This is a genomic window from Streptomyces sp. NBC_01255 (genome assembly GCF_036226445.1).
Taxonomy (GTDB): Bacteria; Actinomycetota; Actinomycetes; order Streptomycetales; family Streptomycetaceae; genus Streptomyces.
This window is the reverse complement of record NZ_CP108474.1, coordinates 6,409,758-6,426,541: the sequence shown is the minus strand read 5'-3', so window position 1 is coordinate 6,426,541 and position 16,784 is coordinate 6,409,758. Positions and strand designations below refer to the sequence as shown.

The 16,784-nt window shown below is 72.1% G+C and carries 16 protein-coding genes; 5 read left to right on the top strand and 11 right to left on the bottom strand.

Annotation, left to right across the window (positions count from 1 at the left end; translation table 11 throughout):
• Window positions 1-9: 9 nt before the first annotated feature.
• The 3 genes from OG357_RS29095 to OG357_RS29085 all read right to left on the bottom strand — a co-directional run bounded on the left by OG357_RS29095 (window position 10) and on the right by OG357_RS29085 (window position 2,706).
• Window positions 10-696, bottom strand: a complete 687-nt coding sequence (locus OG357_RS29095; RefSeq protein ID WP_329623967.1) for a response regulator transcription factor — start codon at window positions 694-696, stop codon at window positions 10-12.
• Window positions 693-1,907 (bottom strand): MacS family sensor histidine kinase, encoded by a 1,215-nt coding sequence (macS, locus tag OG357_RS29090; RefSeq protein ID WP_329623966.1) that lies wholly within the window; start codon window positions 1,905-1,907, stop codon window positions 693-695. Before macS ends, OG357_RS29095 begins: the two co-directional genes overlap by 4 nt.
• 67 nt (window positions 1,908-1,974) lie before the next feature.
• Complete coding sequence (locus tag OG357_RS29085; RefSeq protein WP_055644018.1) at window positions 1,975-2,706, bottom strand: lysophospholipid acyltransferase family protein; 732 nt, start codon at window positions 2,704-2,706, stop codon at window positions 1,975-1,977.
• Window positions 2,707-2,883: 177 nt separating this feature from the next.
• On the opposite strand from OG357_RS29085, the gene OG357_RS29080 reads away from it, so the two are divergent.
• Window positions 2,884-3,666: an alpha/beta hydrolase gene (locus OG357_RS29080; protein WP_329623965.1), complete on the top strand. Its 783-nt coding sequence runs from the start codon at window positions 2,884-2,886 to the stop codon at window positions 3,664-3,666.
• Window positions 3,659-4,396, top strand: a complete 738-nt coding sequence (locus OG357_RS29075) for a hypothetical protein (protein ID WP_329623964.1) — start codon at window positions 3,659-3,661, stop codon at window positions 4,394-4,396. Before OG357_RS29080 ends, OG357_RS29075 begins: the two co-directional genes overlap by 8 nt.
• Before the next feature lie 19 nt (window positions 4,397-4,415).
• On the opposite strand, the gene OG357_RS29070 is transcribed toward OG357_RS29075, so the two are convergent.
• The 6 genes from OG357_RS29070 to OG357_RS29045 form a co-directional block, all read right to left on the bottom strand.
• Window positions 4,416-5,159, bottom strand: coding sequence for an endonuclease/exonuclease/phosphatase family protein (locus OG357_RS29070; RefSeq protein WP_329623963.1), 744 nt, complete (start codon window positions 5,157-5,159; stop codon window positions 4,416-4,418).
• A gap of 77 nt (window positions 5,160-5,236) precedes the next feature.
• Window positions 5,237-6,178, bottom strand: coding sequence for an ROK family glucokinase (locus OG357_RS29065; protein ID WP_317594344.1), 942 nt, complete (start codon window positions 6,176-6,178; stop codon window positions 5,237-5,239).
• 66 nt (window positions 6,179-6,244) lie between these two features.
• Window positions 6,245-6,730 (bottom strand): DUF5304 domain-containing protein, encoded by a 486-nt coding sequence (locus OG357_RS29060; RefSeq protein WP_329623962.1) that lies wholly within the window; start codon window positions 6,728-6,730, stop codon window positions 6,245-6,247.
• A gap of 41 nt (window positions 6,731-6,771) precedes the next feature.
• Window positions 6,772-7,929: an ArsA-related P-loop ATPase gene (locus OG357_RS29055; protein ID WP_329623961.1), complete on the bottom strand. Its 1,158-nt coding sequence runs from the start codon at window positions 7,927-7,929 to the stop codon at window positions 6,772-6,774.
• Between the two features lie 31 nt (window positions 7,930-7,960).
• A complete protein-coding gene (locus OG357_RS29050) occupies window positions 7,961-8,404 on the bottom strand; it encodes an SRPBCC family protein (protein ID WP_329623960.1) in 444 nt (147 codons plus the stop codon).
• Between the two features lie 107 nt (window positions 8,405-8,511).
• Window positions 8,512-9,279 carry a metallophosphoesterase family protein gene (locus tag OG357_RS29045; RefSeq protein WP_329623959.1) on the bottom strand — a complete coding sequence of 256 codons (768 nt, stop codon included), beginning with the start codon at window positions 9,277-9,279 and terminating at the stop codon, window positions 8,512-8,514.
• A gap of 254 nt (window positions 9,280-9,533) precedes the next feature.
• On the opposite strand from OG357_RS29045, the gene OG357_RS29040 reads away from it, so the two are divergent.
• Window positions 9,534-11,330 (top strand): AMP-dependent synthetase/ligase, encoded by a 1,797-nt coding sequence (locus tag OG357_RS29040; RefSeq protein ID WP_329623958.1) that lies wholly within the window; start codon window positions 9,534-9,536, stop codon window positions 11,328-11,330.
• A gap of 67 nt (window positions 11,331-11,397) precedes the next feature.
• On the opposite strand, the gene OG357_RS29035 is transcribed toward OG357_RS29040, so the two are convergent.
• A complete protein-coding gene (locus OG357_RS29035; protein ID WP_329623957.1) occupies window positions 11,398-12,540 on the bottom strand; it encodes a glycosyltransferase family 4 protein in 1,143 nt (380 codons plus the stop codon).
• An 85-nt stretch (window positions 12,541-12,625) separates the two neighbouring features.
• Here OG357_RS29035 and OG357_RS29030 point away from each other — a divergent pair, with 85 nt between their 5' ends.
• Window positions 12,626-13,891 carry a glycosyltransferase family 87 protein gene (locus tag OG357_RS29030; protein WP_329623956.1) on the top strand — a complete coding sequence of 422 codons (1,266 nt, stop codon included), beginning with the start codon at window positions 12,626-12,628 and terminating at the stop codon, window positions 13,889-13,891.
• A gap of 98 nt (window positions 13,892-13,989) precedes the next feature.
• A complete protein-coding gene (locus OG357_RS29025) occupies window positions 13,990-15,468 on the top strand; it encodes a DUF2079 domain-containing protein (RefSeq protein WP_329623955.1) in 1,479 nt (492 codons plus the stop codon).
• Window positions 15,469-15,520: 52 nt separating this feature from the next.
• Here OG357_RS29025 and OG357_RS29020 read toward each other — a convergent pair whose 3' ends face one another.
• Window positions 15,521-16,756 (bottom strand): hypothetical protein, encoded by a 1,236-nt coding sequence (locus OG357_RS29020; protein WP_329623954.1) that lies wholly within the window; start codon window positions 16,754-16,756, stop codon window positions 15,521-15,523.
• Window positions 16,757-16,784: the final 28 nt, after the last annotated feature.

Here is a 16,784-nt window from a genome sequence, read left to right as displayed (position 1 = left end):
GGGCGTGCCTCAGGCGTCGTCGAGCCCGCGCTCGATGGCGTACCGGACGAGCTCCACCCGGTTGTGGAGCTGGAGCTTGCCGAGGGTGTTCTGAACGTGGTTCTGGACGGTGCGGTGCGAGATCACCAGGCGCTCGGCGATCTGCTTGTAGCTGAGCCCCTTGGCGACGAGCCGCAGGACCTCGGTCTCGCGCTCGGTCAGCTGCGGGGCCTTCGGCTCGTCACCGCCGGCCGCCAGGGCGGGCTCGGAGGCCAGCCTGCGGTACTCGCCGAGGACGAGACCGGCGAGGCCGGGGGTGAAGACGGGGTCGCCGACGGCCGTCCGCCGCACGGCGTCGATCAGCTCCGCCGTACTGGCCGACTTGAGGAGGTAGCCGGTGGCACCGGACTTGACCGCCTCCAGGACGTCGGCGTGCTCGCCGCTCGCCGAGAGGACGAGGACCCGCAGCGCCGGGTGCGCGCCGACGAGCTCCTTGCAGACCTGGACGCCCGGCTTGACCGGCAGGTTCAGGTCCAGGACGAGGACGTCGGGGCCGACCGCCGTGGCCCGGCGCACGGCCTGCTCGCCGTCGCCCGCCGTGGCGACCACGTCGAAGCCCGCCTCCGCGAGGTCGCGGGCGACCGCGTCCCGCCACATCGGATGGTCGTCGACGACCATCACCTTGATCCGCTGCCGGTCGGCCTGCTGCTCGCTCATCTTTCCTGTCCTGCCTTCCCCCGTGGAACCGTCAACTCGACTTCCGTGCCCTGCCCCGGGACCGAGATCAGCTCGGCCGACCCGCCCAGGTCCCGCAGTCTGCCCCGGATGGAGAGGGCGACCCCCATCCGGCCCTCGCCCTCGGCCTGCGCGAGGCGGCCCTCCGGGATACCGGGGCCGTCGTCCCGGACGGTGACGATCACCTCGTCCGTCCAGTCCTCGATCAGGATCCAGGCCTGGGCGTCCTCGCCCGCGTGCACCCGGACATTGTCCAGGGCGGCGCCGACGGCGGCGGCCAGCTCGCGGGCGGCGGGCGGCGGCAGGAGGACCGGCGCGCCCGGCTCGGAGAGGGTGACCCGGGACCCGGCACGCGGGGCGAGCAGGAGGCGCAGGTCGACGGGGGTGTCCTCGTCGGGCTCGTCGTCCACCTCGACGACGCGGACCACGGCCCCCTCCGACTCGTCCTCCGAGACCAGGCTGGGCCGGGCGAGACCGCCCGCGACGAGCGTACGGAGCGCCACTTCCTGCTCCCCCGCCATCCGGCCGAGCTCGGCGGCCTCGCCGCCCAGCGCCGTGCCGCGCCGCTGCACCATCGCGAGGACCTGGAGGACGCTGTCGTGGATGTCCCGGGCGAGCCGCTCGCGCTCCCGCGTCGCGGCCTCGATCTCCAGGGCGCGGGCGAGGGTGCGCTCGGAGGCGCGGGCCACCTCGACGACGTATCCGATGGCGATGGAGGCCACCCAGACGAGCAGCACGTTGTGGAGGGTGTCCCGGGTGGGGTCGCCGCGCTCGACGATGTTGGCGACGGCGACCAGGGAGGAGGCGACTCCGGCCCAGCGCCAGCCGCCCTTGATCGCGAACGCGAGGACGGAGCCGGCGGTCCATATCGACGGCAGGGTGGGGCCGTCGACCGTCTGGGCCTGGGCGTCGGCGAGCGGGGTGAGCAGGATGCCGACGAGGGCGACGGTGAGGTCGGCGCCGAGGAAGCGCTTGGTGCAGCTGGCCGCGTTCGCCACCTTGGGGAGGGTCGCGAGGGTCCAGACGCACATCACCGCCAGATACACGACGGCGATCCAGGGCCGCTCGTACCGCTCCCGCCCGAAGGCGAAGAGCAGGACCGCGTAGATCATCGTCAGGACGCGGTAGCCGGTCAGAGCCCGCCACAGCGGCTGCTCGACCGACATGCGCACGACACGCTCGCGTTTGGCCATCTCCCCCACCACCCCCGGACACCCCTAGGGGGTGTCTTGCCCGGTCCGCATATGCGCGCCGGTCTGCCTACGCGCCGGACTCTTCCCGTGCCGCGATCTCGGCCTTGACGGCCTCCTTGGCCGCCTTCTCCGCGTCCGCGATCTGCCGCTTGGCGGCGGTCGCGTAGATGTCGACGTACTCCTGGCCGGACAGCTTCATGATCTCGTACATGACCTCGTCGGTCACCGAGCGGAGGATGAAGCGGTCCCCCTCCATGCCCTGGTAGCGGGTGAAGTCCAGCGGCTTGCCGATCCGGATCCCCGGGCGCATCAGCTTGGGGACGACCTTGCCGGGCGGCTGGATCTTCTCCGTGTCGATCATGGCGACCGGGATCACGGGCGCGCCGGTGGCCAGGGCCACCCGGGCCAGACCGCCGGGCTTGCCCCGATAGAGCCGGCCGTCGGGCGAACGGGTGCCCTCGGGATAGATCCCGAAGAGCCCGCCCTTCTCGACGACCTCGATGCCGGCCTTGATCGCCGCCTCGCCGGCGCCGCGGGCACCGGAACGGTCGACCGGGAGCTGGCCGACGCCCTTGAAGAAGGCGGCGGTGAGCTTGCCCTTCACTCCCGGAGAGGTGAAGTACTCGGCCTTCGCGATGAACGTGACCTTGCGGTCGAGGACGGCGGGGAGGAAGAAGGAGTCGGAGAAGGAGAGGTGGTTGCTCGCCAGGATCGCGGGACCCTCGGCCGGAATGTTCTCCAATCCCTCGACCCAGGGCCGGAAGGCAAGCTTCAGGGACCCTCCGATGGAGAACTTCATTGCGCCGTAGATCAACTCGCCATGCCTTCCGTGTGCCGTCGCGACGACTTTATCCCGTACCTGCCCACGGCCCCCGCTACGGCCCTGGTCGGTGTCGGTCCGGTCGCGTACCGTGAAGGTCCTTCCCCATTTTCCGTCGCTTCGGCGCACCCGAAGTCGAACGAACAGGAGACCCCGGTGCCGGTCCTTCCCGGAGCCGAGCCGTACCGCCACGAAGGCGGAGAGGTCGGCGTCCTTCTCTGTCACGGATTCACCGGTTCCCCGCAGTCGATGCGCCCGTGGGCCGAGTATCTGGCCGGCCGCGGGCTCACCGTGTCACTGCCGCTGCTGCCGGGCCACGGCACCCGCTGGGAGGACCTCCAGCTCACCACCTGGCGCGACTGGTACGCGGAGGTGGACCGGGCCCTGCGCGAGCTTCTGGACCGGTGCGAGACCGTCTTCGTCATGGGCCTCTCCATGGGCGGGGCGCTCACGCTGCGGCTGGCCGCCCAGCACGGTGACGCGGTGCGGGGCATCGTCCTCGTCAACCCGGGCAACAAGGTGCACGGCCTGGCGGCGCACGCGCTGCCGGTCGCCCGCCACCTGGTCCGTACGACGAGCGGCATCGCGAGCGACATCGCCAAGGAGGGCGTGACGGAGGTCGGCTACGACCGCGTCCCGCTGCACGCCGCGCACTCGCTGCGCCAGTTCTTCCGCACGGTGGACGCGGAGCTCCCGCAGGTCACGCAGCCGCTGGTGGTGCTGCACAGCCCGCAGGACCACGTGGTGCCGCCGGCCGACTCGGCCCGCGTCCTGAGCCGCGTGTCCTCGACGGACGTCCGGGAGATCCTGCTGGAACAGAGCTACCACGTCGCGACGTTGGACCATGACGCGGAGCGGATCTTCGAGGAGAGCTGGGCGTTCGTCGAGCGTCTCGCCCCGAGTCCGGTCGACGGGAAGAGGAGCAGCAGCGGTGGCTGATCAGCAGGACGGCGGCGAGCGGGAGCCGCAGCCCATCGACGAGGAGGCGGCGTGGGCCGCGATCGTCGCCGGGTACGGGGACGAGCCCGCGGATCCGCCGGGGGCGAGGCCGTACCGGCCGATCGAGAACCTCGCGCTGCCCGAACCGGAGGACGAGCCGGCGGACGAGCCGGCGAAGCCGGACGCCAGGACGGGGCCGGGTACGGGGCCGGCGACCCCTGCCGGAGCCGAAGCCACCGAAGGCGGCGCCGACGCGGGAGCCGATTCCGGTCCCGGGGAGACCACCGCGTCCGGCGGCGAATCCGGTACCGGGACGGACGGCGAGCCCTCGGCCGACGCGGACCGGAAGCCGGAGGCGGGAGCGGAGAAGCCCGCGCTGGGCAGCTCCGTCGTCTTCGCGCCCGGGGTGCGCCCGAGCGGCCCGCGAGACTACTCCCCGGCCGAGCCGGAGCAGGGCCCGGACGGCTCCGGGGAGGGACACTTCGTCCCGCCGGAGCCCCCGCCGCTGCCGGAGGCGGACGCGACGACCAAGTTCGCCTGGCTGGGCGTGATCGGCGGTCCGGTGCTGATGCTGGTGGCCGTCCTGTTCCAGTGGGACATGACCTGGTGGCTGACGACGCTCTGCGTGGGCGGCTTCCTCGGCGGCTTCGCGACCCTGGTCGCGCGCATGAAGCACGACGACGATGACGACGACGGCTTCGGCGACCCGGGCCGCGGCGCGGTCGTGTAGAGCCCCGATCCCCTACTTCCTACACAGCAGGCACACGGACCGCCGCCAGTACAGGCAGGTGGTCCGTCGCCGTTTCCAGGTCCTTGGGGTCGAGGTGGGGTGGGACCCCGCAGCCGAGGAACTCGATGCCCGGGGTGGCCAGGATCGCGTCGATGCGCTGGTGCGGGTCGGCGGGGGTCGAGGTGTACTCGCCGCCCCAGGGGCTGACCGCCCAGCCGTCCCGGAGCTCCGTCGCGAGGCGGGTGAACGCGGGGCCCCCGGGTCGTTCGTTGAGGTCTCCGGCCACCAGGGCGTACGGGGTGCCCAGCGCGGCGACCCGGTCGAGGACCATCCCGGCCTGGGCGTACCGCTCGTCCTTCCGCAGGCTCAGGTGGCAGCTGATCAGCCCGACCCTGGCCCCGGCGAAGCGGACGACGGCGGTCGCGAGGCCGCGGCGGTGCAGGCCGGGGGTGAGCGGCAGCAGCACGTCCTCGGTGCGTTCCACGGTGGCCCGCAGGGAGCAGAGGAGCATCGGTCCGGCCGCGGTGGCACCGCCGCTCAGCATGACGAGCTCGCTCTTGGCGGCGAGCCGGGCCGCGTGCTTGCGCCAGCGGAAGAAGCGGGGGGCCTCCTGGACGAAGACGAGGTCCGGGGCGCAGGCGCGGATCACCCGGGCGAGGGCGTCCTCGTCGTCGCGCATCGAGCGGACGTTGTAGCTCAGGACCCGGAGGACGGCCGAACCGTCCGCTTCGGTACGGGAGTTGGGCAGTTCGCTGATCGCCATGACAGCCAACATACGACGACCGCCCGCCGTGTCCGAGAGGACGCGGCGGGCGGTCGTCGTATGCCTTCGTACGGGTGTCAGCCCTGGCGGGCCAGGTCCGCCGCGCCGACCAGGCCGGCCTTGTTGCCGAGCTGGGCCGCGAGGACCTGCGCGTGCGGGCGCCACTGGCCGCCGATCAGCCAGCGCCGGAAGGACTTCCGGATCGGGTCGAGGACTAGGTCGCCCTCGTCCGAGACGCCGCCGCCGACGATGAACGCCGAGGGGTCGAAGAGCGAGGCCAGGTCGGCGAGGCCGGCGCCCGCCCAGCGGGCCAGCTCGCGGAAGGAGTCGACGGCGACCGGGTCACCGGCGCGCGCCGCCTGGCTGACGTGCTTGCCCTCGATGCCTTCCGGGGTGCCGTCGCCGAGGCCCAGCAGGACCTTGGCGCGCTCCGGGGTGGCGTTGGCGCGCTGCTTGGCGTACCGGACGAGCGCGCGCCCGGAGGCGTACTGCTCCCAGCAGCCCTGGCTGCCGCAGCCGCACAGCAGGCCGTCCGGGACGACCCGGATGTGGCCGAACTCGGCGGCCACGCCGAAGCGTCCGCGGCGCAGTTTGTTGCCGATGATGATGCCGCCGCCGAGGCCGGTGCCGAGGGTGATGCAGATGACGTCCTCGTGGCCCTGGCCGGCGCCGAACTTGTACTCGCCCCAGGCCGCCGCGTTGGCGTCGTTCTCGACGACGACGGGAAGGCCGACCCGCTGCTCGACCTTGTCCTTCAGCGGCTCGTGCCGCCAGTCGATGTTCGGCGCGAAGAGGACGGTGGCGCGCTTGTCGTCGACGTAGCCGGCGGCACCGATGCCCACGGCCTCGATCACGTGGCCCTTGCCCGCCTCGGAGACGGCGGCGCTGATCGCGTCGACGATGCCCTCGGGGGTCGGCGGGGTGGGCACCTTGTGCGTGTCGAGGATGTTGCCCTCCTCGTCGACCACGCCGGCCGCGATCTTCGTGCCGCCGATGTCGACGCCGATGGTGAGTCCCATGTGTCCCTCAGTTTTCGGTCGAGCCCCGCTACGGCCCACCGTACCCGAGGGGAGGGGTCGTCCCGATCAGTCGAGGTCGATGTGCTGGCCCGTACCGGGGCCTTCGTCGTCGCGGCGCGGCTTCTCCTCGCCGTCACCGTCACCAGCGGCGTCGGCCTCGCGGCGCGGGTCGTCCTCGGCGACGGTCCCGCCGCGGGTCCAGCGGGTCTCGTGGCCCTCGACGGCGGAGCGGTAGGCGGCGAGCAGTTCGTTCCCGGCGGCGGCGAGGTGGTCGAAGACCTGCGGGTTGCGCTCGATGACGGGCTCGACGACGGCCTTCGCCTGGCTGACGACCTGCTTGACGGTCTCGCCGCTGATCCCGCCGAGTCCGCCGATTCCGCCGAGCAGCGGGCCCCCGAGTCCCCCGGCGACCTTGTCGGCTACGGCGTCGAAGAGCTTGCGGAGCTCCTCGGCGGCCGAGCCGGGCTCGGCGCCGCGCTCCGCACGGCGGCGGGCCTTCTCCGCCTCCAGGTCCTCGGCGCACGCCTTGGCCCAGGCATCCGAATCGCTCATGGCGTACTCCTCAGTGGCTGGTACTTCGACGGTACACGCCCTCAGGGGGTACGTGGCCAGAGTCCCGGGTCCGGGGTGAAGCGCACCCTGAGGTCCCCTTCGACGAGCCCCGCGCCGGTCACGGTGCAGCGGCGCAGGACGGACGGCAGGGGCAGGTGGCGGCGGAACGGGCCGACGGTCAGGAGCAGTTCGTCGCCGCGGCGGACGAGGGCGAGCTCTTCCTTGACGGCGCCGGGGAGGGCGATGTGCCAGACGAGGACGCCGTCCTCCTCCCGCCGGTCCTCGACCTCACGGCCGGGTACGGGGGCGAGGGGGGCGGTGTGCGGGACGGGCGCCAGGAGGGCGAGGTCCTCGACGCCGCGCAGGTCGCGTCCGAGGTGCGGCAGCTCGTGGACGATGCCCGCGGCGGTACGGAGCTCCCCCAGGTGCCGGTGCTGCTGAGCGGTCAGCCCGGCGAGCCAGGGGTCCTCGGAGTCGGCGGGGAGCAGCCGGTTGGCGACGACGGCGTCGAGGGCGAGGCCCTGGAGGGCGAGGCCGAGCCGGGCGGTGCGCAGGGCGCGGACGGCGGCGGGTCCGGGTTCGAGGACGAGGCGGACTCGGGTGGCGGGGGCGTCGGCGACGGCCTGGGCGGCGGCGAGCTCGGCCTCCCAGCGGGCGGTGGTCTCGTACAGCCACTGCGCGGGCATGGGGACCCCGGCGAGCTGGGCGAGCATCGGGCGCAGCGCGCGAGCGGCCTGCCGTTCGGCGGGCAGGAGGCGGCGCAGGTAGCGGCGCAGCTGCTCGGGCAGGGCGAGGAGGGCGAGGGCCTCGGGGAGCGGGGGCAGGTCGACGACGGCGAGGTCGTGCGCGCCGTGGGCGGCGTCGCGCAGGGCCCTCAGGAGGGCGAACTGGCGGCTGCCGGGGAGTTCGGTGAGCTCGGCGTCCTCGAAGGGCGCGGCGCCGAGGAGGTCGAGGGCGGCGCCGGAGCGGGCCTGGAGCGCGAGGAACTCGCGGCGGAAGTCCGCGGCGGGATCGGGCCGCATGACCCGAAGGCTCCCACTGCCCGTCCGGGGCGGGTCCGGAAGTGGCCCCCCGAGCGGATCCGCCTCCTCGGAGACGAGTAGGACCCGGCGCCCCGCCCGCGCCTCGGCGAGGGCGGTCGCGGCGGCGACGGTGGTGCGCCCGGCGCCGCCGAGGCCGGTGACAAGGATGATCCGCATGCGGAGGACGTTACCGCCGCCGCCCGGAGGGTCAGACGCCGGATTCGACGCGCTTCTTCAGGCCGGCCAGGGCGCGGTCGATGATGACCTTCTCGGCCTTGCGCTTGATCATGCCGAGCATGGGGATCTTGACGTCGACGGTCAGCTGGTACGTGACCTCGGTGCGGGCGCCGCCGCCGAGCGCGGCGAGCCGGTAGGAGCCGTCGAGGGAGCGGAGCATCTGGGACTTGACCAGGGTCCAGCTGACCTCGTCGGCGCCGGTCCAGGTGTACGCCAGGGTGTGGTCGTCCTTGATGGCGCCGGCGTCGAGGAGCAGCCGGACCTTCTCCGCGCGGCCGGAGGCGTCCGTCTCCAGGACCTCGGCCTCCTTCACCTCGCCCGTCCACTCCGGGTAGCGGGCGAAGTCGGCGATCACACCCATGACGTCGGCCGGCGCCGCCTCGATGGTGATGCTCGAGCTGGTGTGTTCGGCCATCGCGGTGGCTCCTCCACTGTGCGGTCCGGCGAGAACTACGGGAAAAACAGGGGCACGGACGTACAGATGTGCCGACGGAAGGCTATCGCGCCGTGGCTCCGCGCCCGTCACCACTCCAGGGCAAAGGGCCTGCCGGTCGAAGCGAAGTGGCCGACGTTGACGCACTCGGTCGCGGCGATCCGCATCCGCCGGGCGAGCGGCTGGTGGACGTGGCCGAAGAGGGCGTACCGGGGCCGGTTGCGCCGGATCGCGTCGAGCAGGGCGCGGCTGCCGCGTTCGAAGCGGCGGGCCACCGTGTCGTACGTCAGCTCCGGGACGTCCGGCGGGATGTGGGAGCAGAGGATGTCGACGTCCCCCAGGGCCTCGACCTTGGCGGCGTACTCCTCGTCCGAGACCTCGTACGGGGTGCGCATCGGGGTGCGCAGTCCGCCGCCGACGAAGCCGACGGTGAGGCCGCCGAGCTCGACGCGCTGTCCGTCGAGGACGGTCGTGCCCGGCCCGGCGAACTCGGACCAGAGCCGGGGGATGTCGACGTTCCCGTAGGTGGCGTAGGTCGGGGTGGGGAAGGCGGCGAAGAGCTCGGCGTACTGGCGGCGCACGGCGGCCTCGATGGCGGTGTCGCGGTCGACGTCGAGCTCGGCCCAGAGGCGGCGGCCCAGGTCACGGGCCTCGTCGAAGCGGCGGGCGGTGCGCAGTTCCACGAGCCGGTCGGCGTTCTCGACGCCGAAGAGGTCGGGGAAGATCCCGCGGCCGTGGTCGGCGTAGTCGAGGAAGAGGACCAGGTCTCCCAGGCATATGAGGGCGTCGGCGCCCTCCCCCGCCGTGGCGAGGTCTTCGGCGTTGCCGTGCACGTCACTGACCACATGGACTCGCATGAGCTCACCTTAGGGGGTGTCACCTGCGGTTACTTCCGAGTCGGGAAACCTGTGGATTACTGTGCGCACAGCACCGTCATGCATGTGTGACGCACGGAACATCTGGCCGGGACCCCCTATCGGAACCATCTACTGATGGGTAACGTCCGGGCAGTCCAGTCGTGCTCACCCCCACTGAGCACCTGCCCGATCATGGACCACACCGGTGCATCACACAGAGCCGTGGCGCCGGCGCCCGATGAGGAGCAGCAGTCTTGCGCGAGTTCAGCCTTCCGGCCCTGTACGAGGTCCCCACGGACGGCAACCTGACGGATCTCATCCGCCGCAACGCCTCCCGGCACCCAGACGTCGCCGTGATGGGACGCAAGGTCGACGGGGTCTGGACGGACGTGACCGCGACGCAGTTCCTCGCGGAGGTCCGCGGGGCCGCCAAGGGGCTGATCGCCGCGGGCGTCGAGCCGGGCGACCGGGTCGCCCTGCTGTCCCGTACGCGGTACGAATGGGTGCTGCTCGACTTCGCGATCTGGAGCGCGGGCGGCGTGACCGTGCCGGTCTACGAGACGAGCTCGCCGGAGCAGATCCAGTGGATCCTCGGCGACTCGGGCGCCTCGCTGGCGCTGGTGGAGAGCGCGGCCCACGAGGCCTCGGTGGAGTCCGTCCGGGCGGAGCTCCCGGGCCTCAAGGGCATCCGGCAGATCGACGCCGGCGCGGTCGCCATGCTCACCGCCGACGGCGCGGACGTCTCCGACGAGCTGCTCGACGCGCGGATGTCGGCGGCGAACGCCGACGACCCGGCCACGATCGTCTACACCTCGGGCACGACCGGCCGCCCCAAGGGCTGTGTCCTGTCCCACCGGGCGTTCTTCGCCGAGTGCGGCAACATCGTGGAGCGGCTGAAGCCCCTCTTCCGTACCGGCGAGTGTTCGGTGCTGCTCTTCCTGCCGGCCGCGCACGTCTTCGGGCGGCTCGTCGAGGTCGCGTCCGTGATGGCGCCGATCCGGCTGGGCTGCGTCCCGGACATCAAGAACCTCACCGACGAGCTGGCCTCGTTCCGGCCGACGCTGATCCTGGGCGTGCCGCGGGTCTTCGAGAAGGTCTACAACTCGGCGCGGGCCAAGGCGCAGGCCGACGGCAAGGGCAAGATCTTCGACAAGGCCGCGCACACGGCGATCGCGTACAGCCGGGCGATCGGGACCCCCGAGGGCCCGTCCCTCGGCCTCAGGCTCAAGCACAAGGTCTTCGACAAGCTGGTCTTCAGCAAGCTGCGGGCGGTGCTCGGCGGGCGCGGCGAGTACGCGATCTCGGGCGGCGCGCCGCTGGGCGAGCGCCTCGGCCACTTCTTCCGGGGCATCGGCTTCACGGTCCTGGAGGGGTACGGCCTGACGGAGTCGTGCGCGGCGACCGCGTTCAACCCGTGGGACCGGCAGAAGATCGGCACGGTCGGGCAGCCGCTGCCGGGCTCGGTGGTGCGGATCGCCGACGACGGCGAGGTCCTGCTCCACGGCGAGCACATCTTCTCGCGGTACTGGAACAACGAGGCGGCGACGGCCGAGGCGCTGGCGGACGGCTGGTTCCACACGGGTGACATCGGCACGCTCGACGAGGACGGCTATCTCGCGATCACGGGCCGCAAGAAGGAGATCCTGGTGACGGCGGGCGGCAAGAACGTCGCCCCGGCGGTCATCGAGGACCGGATCCGGGCGCACGCGCTGGTCGCGGAGTGCATGGTGGTCGGCGACGGGCGCCCGTTCGTGGGCGCGCTCGTGACCCTGGACGAGGAGTTCCTCGGCCGCTGGGCCGCCGACCACGGCAAGCCGGCGGGCTCGACGGCGGCGTCCCTGCGCGACGACGCGGAGCTCCTCGCGGAGGTCCAGCGGGCGATCGACGACGGCAACGCGGCGGTCTCCAAGGCGGAGTCGGTCCGCAAGTTCCGCGTCCTTCCCGCCCAGTTCACCGAGGAGGCGGGCCACATCACCCCGTCCCTGAAGCTGAAGCGGAACGTGGTGGCGCGGGAGTTCGCGGACGAGATCGAGGCGATCTACCAGGGCTGAGCCCGGTCGCACGGCGCAGCGGAAGGGGCCCGGGGTGAACATCGCCCCCGGGCCCCTTCCGTATGTCTCAGAGCAGTTCGCGCAGCCGTTCCGCGAGGAGGTCCCAGCGCCACTTCTCCTCGACCCAGGCGCGGCCCCGCTCGCCCATGCGGGCGCGGAGTTCGGGGTCGAGGAGGAGGGTGGCGACGCGGTCGGCGGTCTCCTCGGCGGACTCGCCGCGGACGACCCAGCCGGTCTCGCCGTCGAGGACGGCGTCGGGGGCGCCGCCGGAGTCGCCGGCGACGACCGGGAGGCCGGTGGCCGAGGCCTCCAGGTAGACGATGCCGAGGCCTTCGACGTCGAGGCCGCCGCGGCGGGTGCGGCAGGGCATGGCGAAGACGTCCCCGGCCCCGTAGTGGGCGGGGAGTTCGGCCCAGGGAACGGCGCCGGTGAAGCGTACGGATCCGGCCACGCCGGTCTCGCCGGCGAGGCGGCGCAGGTCCTTCTCGTACGGGCCGCCGCCGACGATCAGGAGGACCGCGTCCGGGACCCGGCGGAGGATCGCCGGCAGGGCCCGGATCAGGGTGTCCTGGCCCTTGCGCGGGACGAGCCGGGAGACGCAGACGACGACGGGCCGGTCGGTGAGCCCGAGGCGGGCGCGGACCTCGGCGCCGCCCGAGTCGGGGTGGAACGTCTTCTCGTCCACACCGGGCGGGAGCTGGACCATCCGCGCGGCGGCGGCGGGCGTGAGGGCCTCCGCGATCCGGGAGCGGGTGTACTCGCCGAGGTAGGTGATGGTGTCCGTGCCCTCGCCGATCCGCCGCAGCAGTTGTCGGGCGGCGGGCAGCTGGGCCCAGCCGGCCTCGTGCCCGTGGGTGGTGGCGACGAGCCGCTGCGCGCCCGCTCTGCGCAGCGCGGGGGCCATCAGGCCGAGCGGTGCGGCGGCGCCGAACCAGACGGACCGGCAGCCGTGTTCGCGCAGCAGCGCGGTGGCGCGGGCGGTGACCCGAGGTGTGGGCAACAGCATGGTGGTGCGATCGCGGACAACCGTGAAAGGCTGTTCGGCGTCAAACAGAGTGGTCGCTTCGACTCCGTCGCGGCTTCGCTTCCATGTGGAGGCGTAGACCACGATTTGTTCGGGGTCCAGGCGCAGCGCCATGTTGTGCAGGAACGCCTGGATTCCGCCGGGTCGCGGCGGGAAGTCGTTGGTTACGATCAGGGTCTTGTCCATCGTGGCCGACAGTACGCGATGGCACTCACCGCCCGGCACCACCACTCTCCGCGCGAGCGGACCGCGAGACGAGGACAGGACAGGCATGACGGGCGCAGTGAGGAACGGCTCGCGCATGGGCCTGCGGCTTCCGCTCGGCCTGTGGGGCCTGACCCGGATCATCCTCCTGCTGTGCACGTTCAAGGTGGTGGTGGTCCCCGGCCCGGACGCGATGTTCGAGGTCGAGCAGATCTACCGGGGCTGGTTCGAGGTCCTGCAGTCCGGCACGTATCCCCGGGACGACGTGACCTGGCAGTACCCGCCCGGCGCCGCCCTGGCGATCCTCTCCCCCGCGCTGCTGCCGTTCCTCGACTACGCCCCCGCCTTCTTCCTGCTGGCGTTCCTGTGCGACGCGTTCGTCTTCGGACTGCTCGTCCACACCGGGCGCCGGCCGGGCCGGTCGATGCGGGGTGCCTGGTTCTGGCTCGCCGCGGTGCCGCTGCTCGGGCCGACCGCCTATGCCCGGTACGACGTCATGGTGACGGCGGTCGCCGTGGCGGGCCTGCTGGCCGCCGTCCGCAGCCCGCGGGTGCTCGGGGCGCTCACCGGCTTCGGCGCGGTCCTCAAGGTGTGGCCGGCGCTGCTGCTCGTGGGCACTCCGAAGGGCCGGGCAACCTGGGCGTCGTGGTCGACGGCGGCGGGCGGCGGGGCCGCGGTGCTGCTGCTGTGCACGGCGTGGATGCCGGGATCGCTGGCCTTCCTCTCGTACCAGAGCGAGCGGGGCACGGAGGTCGAGTCGCTGGGTGCGATGGTGTTCCACATAGCCCGGCACTTCGGCTGGGACGGTGTGGCGCGGATGAACTACGGCTCGATGGAGTTCCTCGGCCCGTACGTCTCGTGGGTCTCGGCCGGCGCGATGGCGCTGACGGTCGCCGCCTTCGGCTGGCTGGCTCTGTGGCGCTTCAAGGCCCGGCGCTTCGCGACCTCGACGACGGCGGACGCGGCCTTCGTGGCGGTGCTGCTCTTCACCGTGACGAGCCGGGTGATCTCGCCGCAGTACGTGATCTGGCTGTTCGGTCTCGCCGCCGTCTGTCTCGTCTACCGTTCGAGCCGGATGCGTCGCCCCGCCCACCTGGTGCTGTGGGCGACGGCCGTGACCCAGTTCGAGTACCCCGTCTGGTTCTCGCATGTGACGTCCAGCGATCCGCTGGGCATCGCGGTGCTGTTCCTGCGCAACGGCCTGCTGATCGCCGCGACCTTCTCCGCCTGCCGCATCCTGTGGCGGCACACCGTGACGGACGCCGGATCGGTGCACATCCCGGTCCCGGCGGGCCGGCCGGAGCAGGAGAAGGTGCTGGCCGGTTCGATCTGACCGGTGCGGATTAGCCGTACGAGCTTCACCCGACCGGCCTAAGAGCTCTGCTGGTACTCTTGGGCACCTTTGTCTCCCTGTTAGGTTCTCCTGCCGACATGAATATCTCGAATCTCTCGGTCGACACGCTTCAACGGCGCACAGGGACCGGGGGTGACGAGAGAACCACAGAGGGCTCATCGGAAGCAGCGGCAGGGACGTTCTCAAAGGCCGCTCTTCTGACATCCGGCGCTTTCTTCCTGATTTACCTGCTCGCGTCGGCGCGACGCCACGTGACAAACCTTTCGACCGGATACGACCTGGGGATCTTCACCCAGATCGTCAAGTCGTACTCCGAGTTCACCGCCCCGTATTCCGATCTCAAGGGGCCCGCGTACAACACGCTCGGGGATCACTTCCATCCGATCCTCGCACTGCTGGGACCGGTCTACAAGATATTCCCCTCCAGTTACACCCTGCTCGTCTGCCAGGCGGCACTCGTCGCCTTCTCCATAACCCCCTTGATGAAATGGGCGTACAAGGTCAAGGGGCGTAAGTTCGCCTACTGGATCGGCATTTCGTACGGGGCTTCCTGGGGAATCGCCGAACTGATCTCCTTCGACTTCCATGAAGTCGCTTTCGCGGTGCCGCTGCTTTCGCTTTCCCTCTGTGCCGCCGGGCAGAAGAACTGGCGCTCGGCCGCCCTGTGGTCGATTCCGCTGGTCCTGGTCAAGGAGGACCTGGGGCTCACGGTCGCCGCGATCGGCCTCTATGTGGCGTGGAAGGGGCCGAGGGTCACGGGGCTCGCCGTGGCCGCCTTCGGGGCCGGTGCGACGGCGCTGGAGATGCTGGTGATTCTCCCGTACTTCAATCCCCTGGGGCAGTTCGCCTATTGGCCGCCTGAGGCCGCCGAGGAAGCGGGCCTGCTGATGGAGGTCACCGGAGCACTCTGGCCCCCGGTCAAGTGGCTGACGCTGTTCCTGATCGTCGCCCCCACCGGCTTCCTGGCCCTCCGCTCCCCGATCCTGCTGGTCGCGGTGCCGACCCTCGCCTGGCGCTTCACGGCGGACAACCCCTTCTACTGGGGCACGGGCTTCCATTACAGCGCCGTCCTCATGCCCATCGCCTTCGCCGCCGCCATTCACGCTGTGGCCACGGGCGTGCCCTCGCGAAGGGTCATGCCCGCCTGCGTCATCGGAGCGGTGGCCACGAGCGTCACCTTCTTCACCCACCCCCTGCACGAGCTCGTACTGCCACGGACGTCGAGCGAGACCGCCCACGTCAAGGCGGCGGACGAGCTGCTCGAAAAGATCCCTGACGGCTCGACCGTGGCCGCGTCGAATCGCCTGGCCGCTCAGCTCGCGGACCGGGCCACCGTCAGTGAGGTGTGCCTGTTCCCCCGGTCCTTCCCGCCGAAGGAACCGGCCCAGTGGGTGATCTACGACGTCACCGACAACACCGACCCGGACTGCGTGACCGGAAGCCGGCTGGAAGCCCCCTCGCCGAGCCTCGCCGGATACCGCGTAGTGGAGACGCGGGACGGGATATCCCTCCTGAAAAGGATCGACGACCAGAAGAGCGGAAACACGGGTCGCTGACCCCTACAGGGGGAGGGAAGGAAATCCGGCCGCGGAGACACCGAGCGCCGCCTCAGCCGAGCCGCTCCCCCAGGTACGTCCGCCACGCGGCCGTGAATTCCTCCGGTGTGGTGTCCAGGACCTCCTGGAGCGCCTTCTCCACCGCGCCCTCCCGGCCCGGATGCGCCCCCACCGCCCGGTAGAACGCGGTCAGCTCCGTCTCGCCCCAGCGTTCCGCGATCAGCGCGCACGCGAGCCAGCCGCCCTCGTAGGCCCGCGCGAGCGCCTCCGCGTCGCCGCCGAAGCCGAAGTCCGCGTCCTCCGGAAGCCGGGCGGGCAGTTCGCCCGCGCGGACCGCGCGGGCCAGCTCGGGGGCCGCCTGGGCGGGCGTCCGGCCGGTGCCCCGGTAGCCGACCCAGTCGGCGAAGCCCTCGGAGAGCCAGACCGGGGTGGCCGGGGAGGTGTGGGCCCGGGTGGCGACGTGGACCGTCTCGTGGGTGAGGACGAGCTGCCGGCCGAAGGCTCCGAGGAGCCCGTACGCCTCGGGGTTGACGATGACCCGGTCCGCGGGCGCGTCCGCCCCGCCCGCGGTCTCCCCCGTGGTGACGGCGGCGATCCCCCGGTAGGAGCTGCCCGGCGCCCCGAGGAGCCCGCCCATCGCCTCCAGCGAGCCGGGGACGAGGACGACGACCGCGTCGGCCCACGCCGAGGGCCAGGCCTCGCTCACGACGGGGATCGCCCGATCAGCCGCCGCCGCTATCTCCTGGAGCCGCTCCGGGTCCTGGCCGACGCCGAGGACCAGCGAGCGGGAGCCCCGGACGGTCCGTACGTCCCCCTGCTCCCACAGCTGCCGCGGCGCGCCCTCCGCGGGCCGGTCACCGGTCATGTACCAGTGCCCGTCCCGCTCGGCCAGGTCGAGGACGCGGCGACTGGTCGCGAAGCCGATGTCGTGGTCCGCGAGCCGGTAACCGAGCTCCGCGCGGACGGTCGCCCGGCCCTCGCCGGTGCGTTCGACGCCGGTGACCCGGTACCTCCAGTCGTCGAGCGGCACCTTCCCGAGCCGCCGGAACTCGGTGAGGGCGGTCGGCGCGTACGCGGGGTCGAGGGCGGCCCGGAAGGCGGGTTCGTCACGGTCGAGGAGCGCCCTGGCGTGCGTGTCGAGGAGCGTCTGTATCTCCCGGGACACCACGGCCGTGGCCGGGCCGCCGGAGCCGCCCGCCGTGCAGCCGGCGAGGCCCGTGAGCGTGAGCAGCAGGGCGAGCAGGCAGGCCACGGCCGGTCGCCGCGCTCCACACCCCTGACCTGCCACGCCCCCGATCGTACGGTCGGACCGGCCG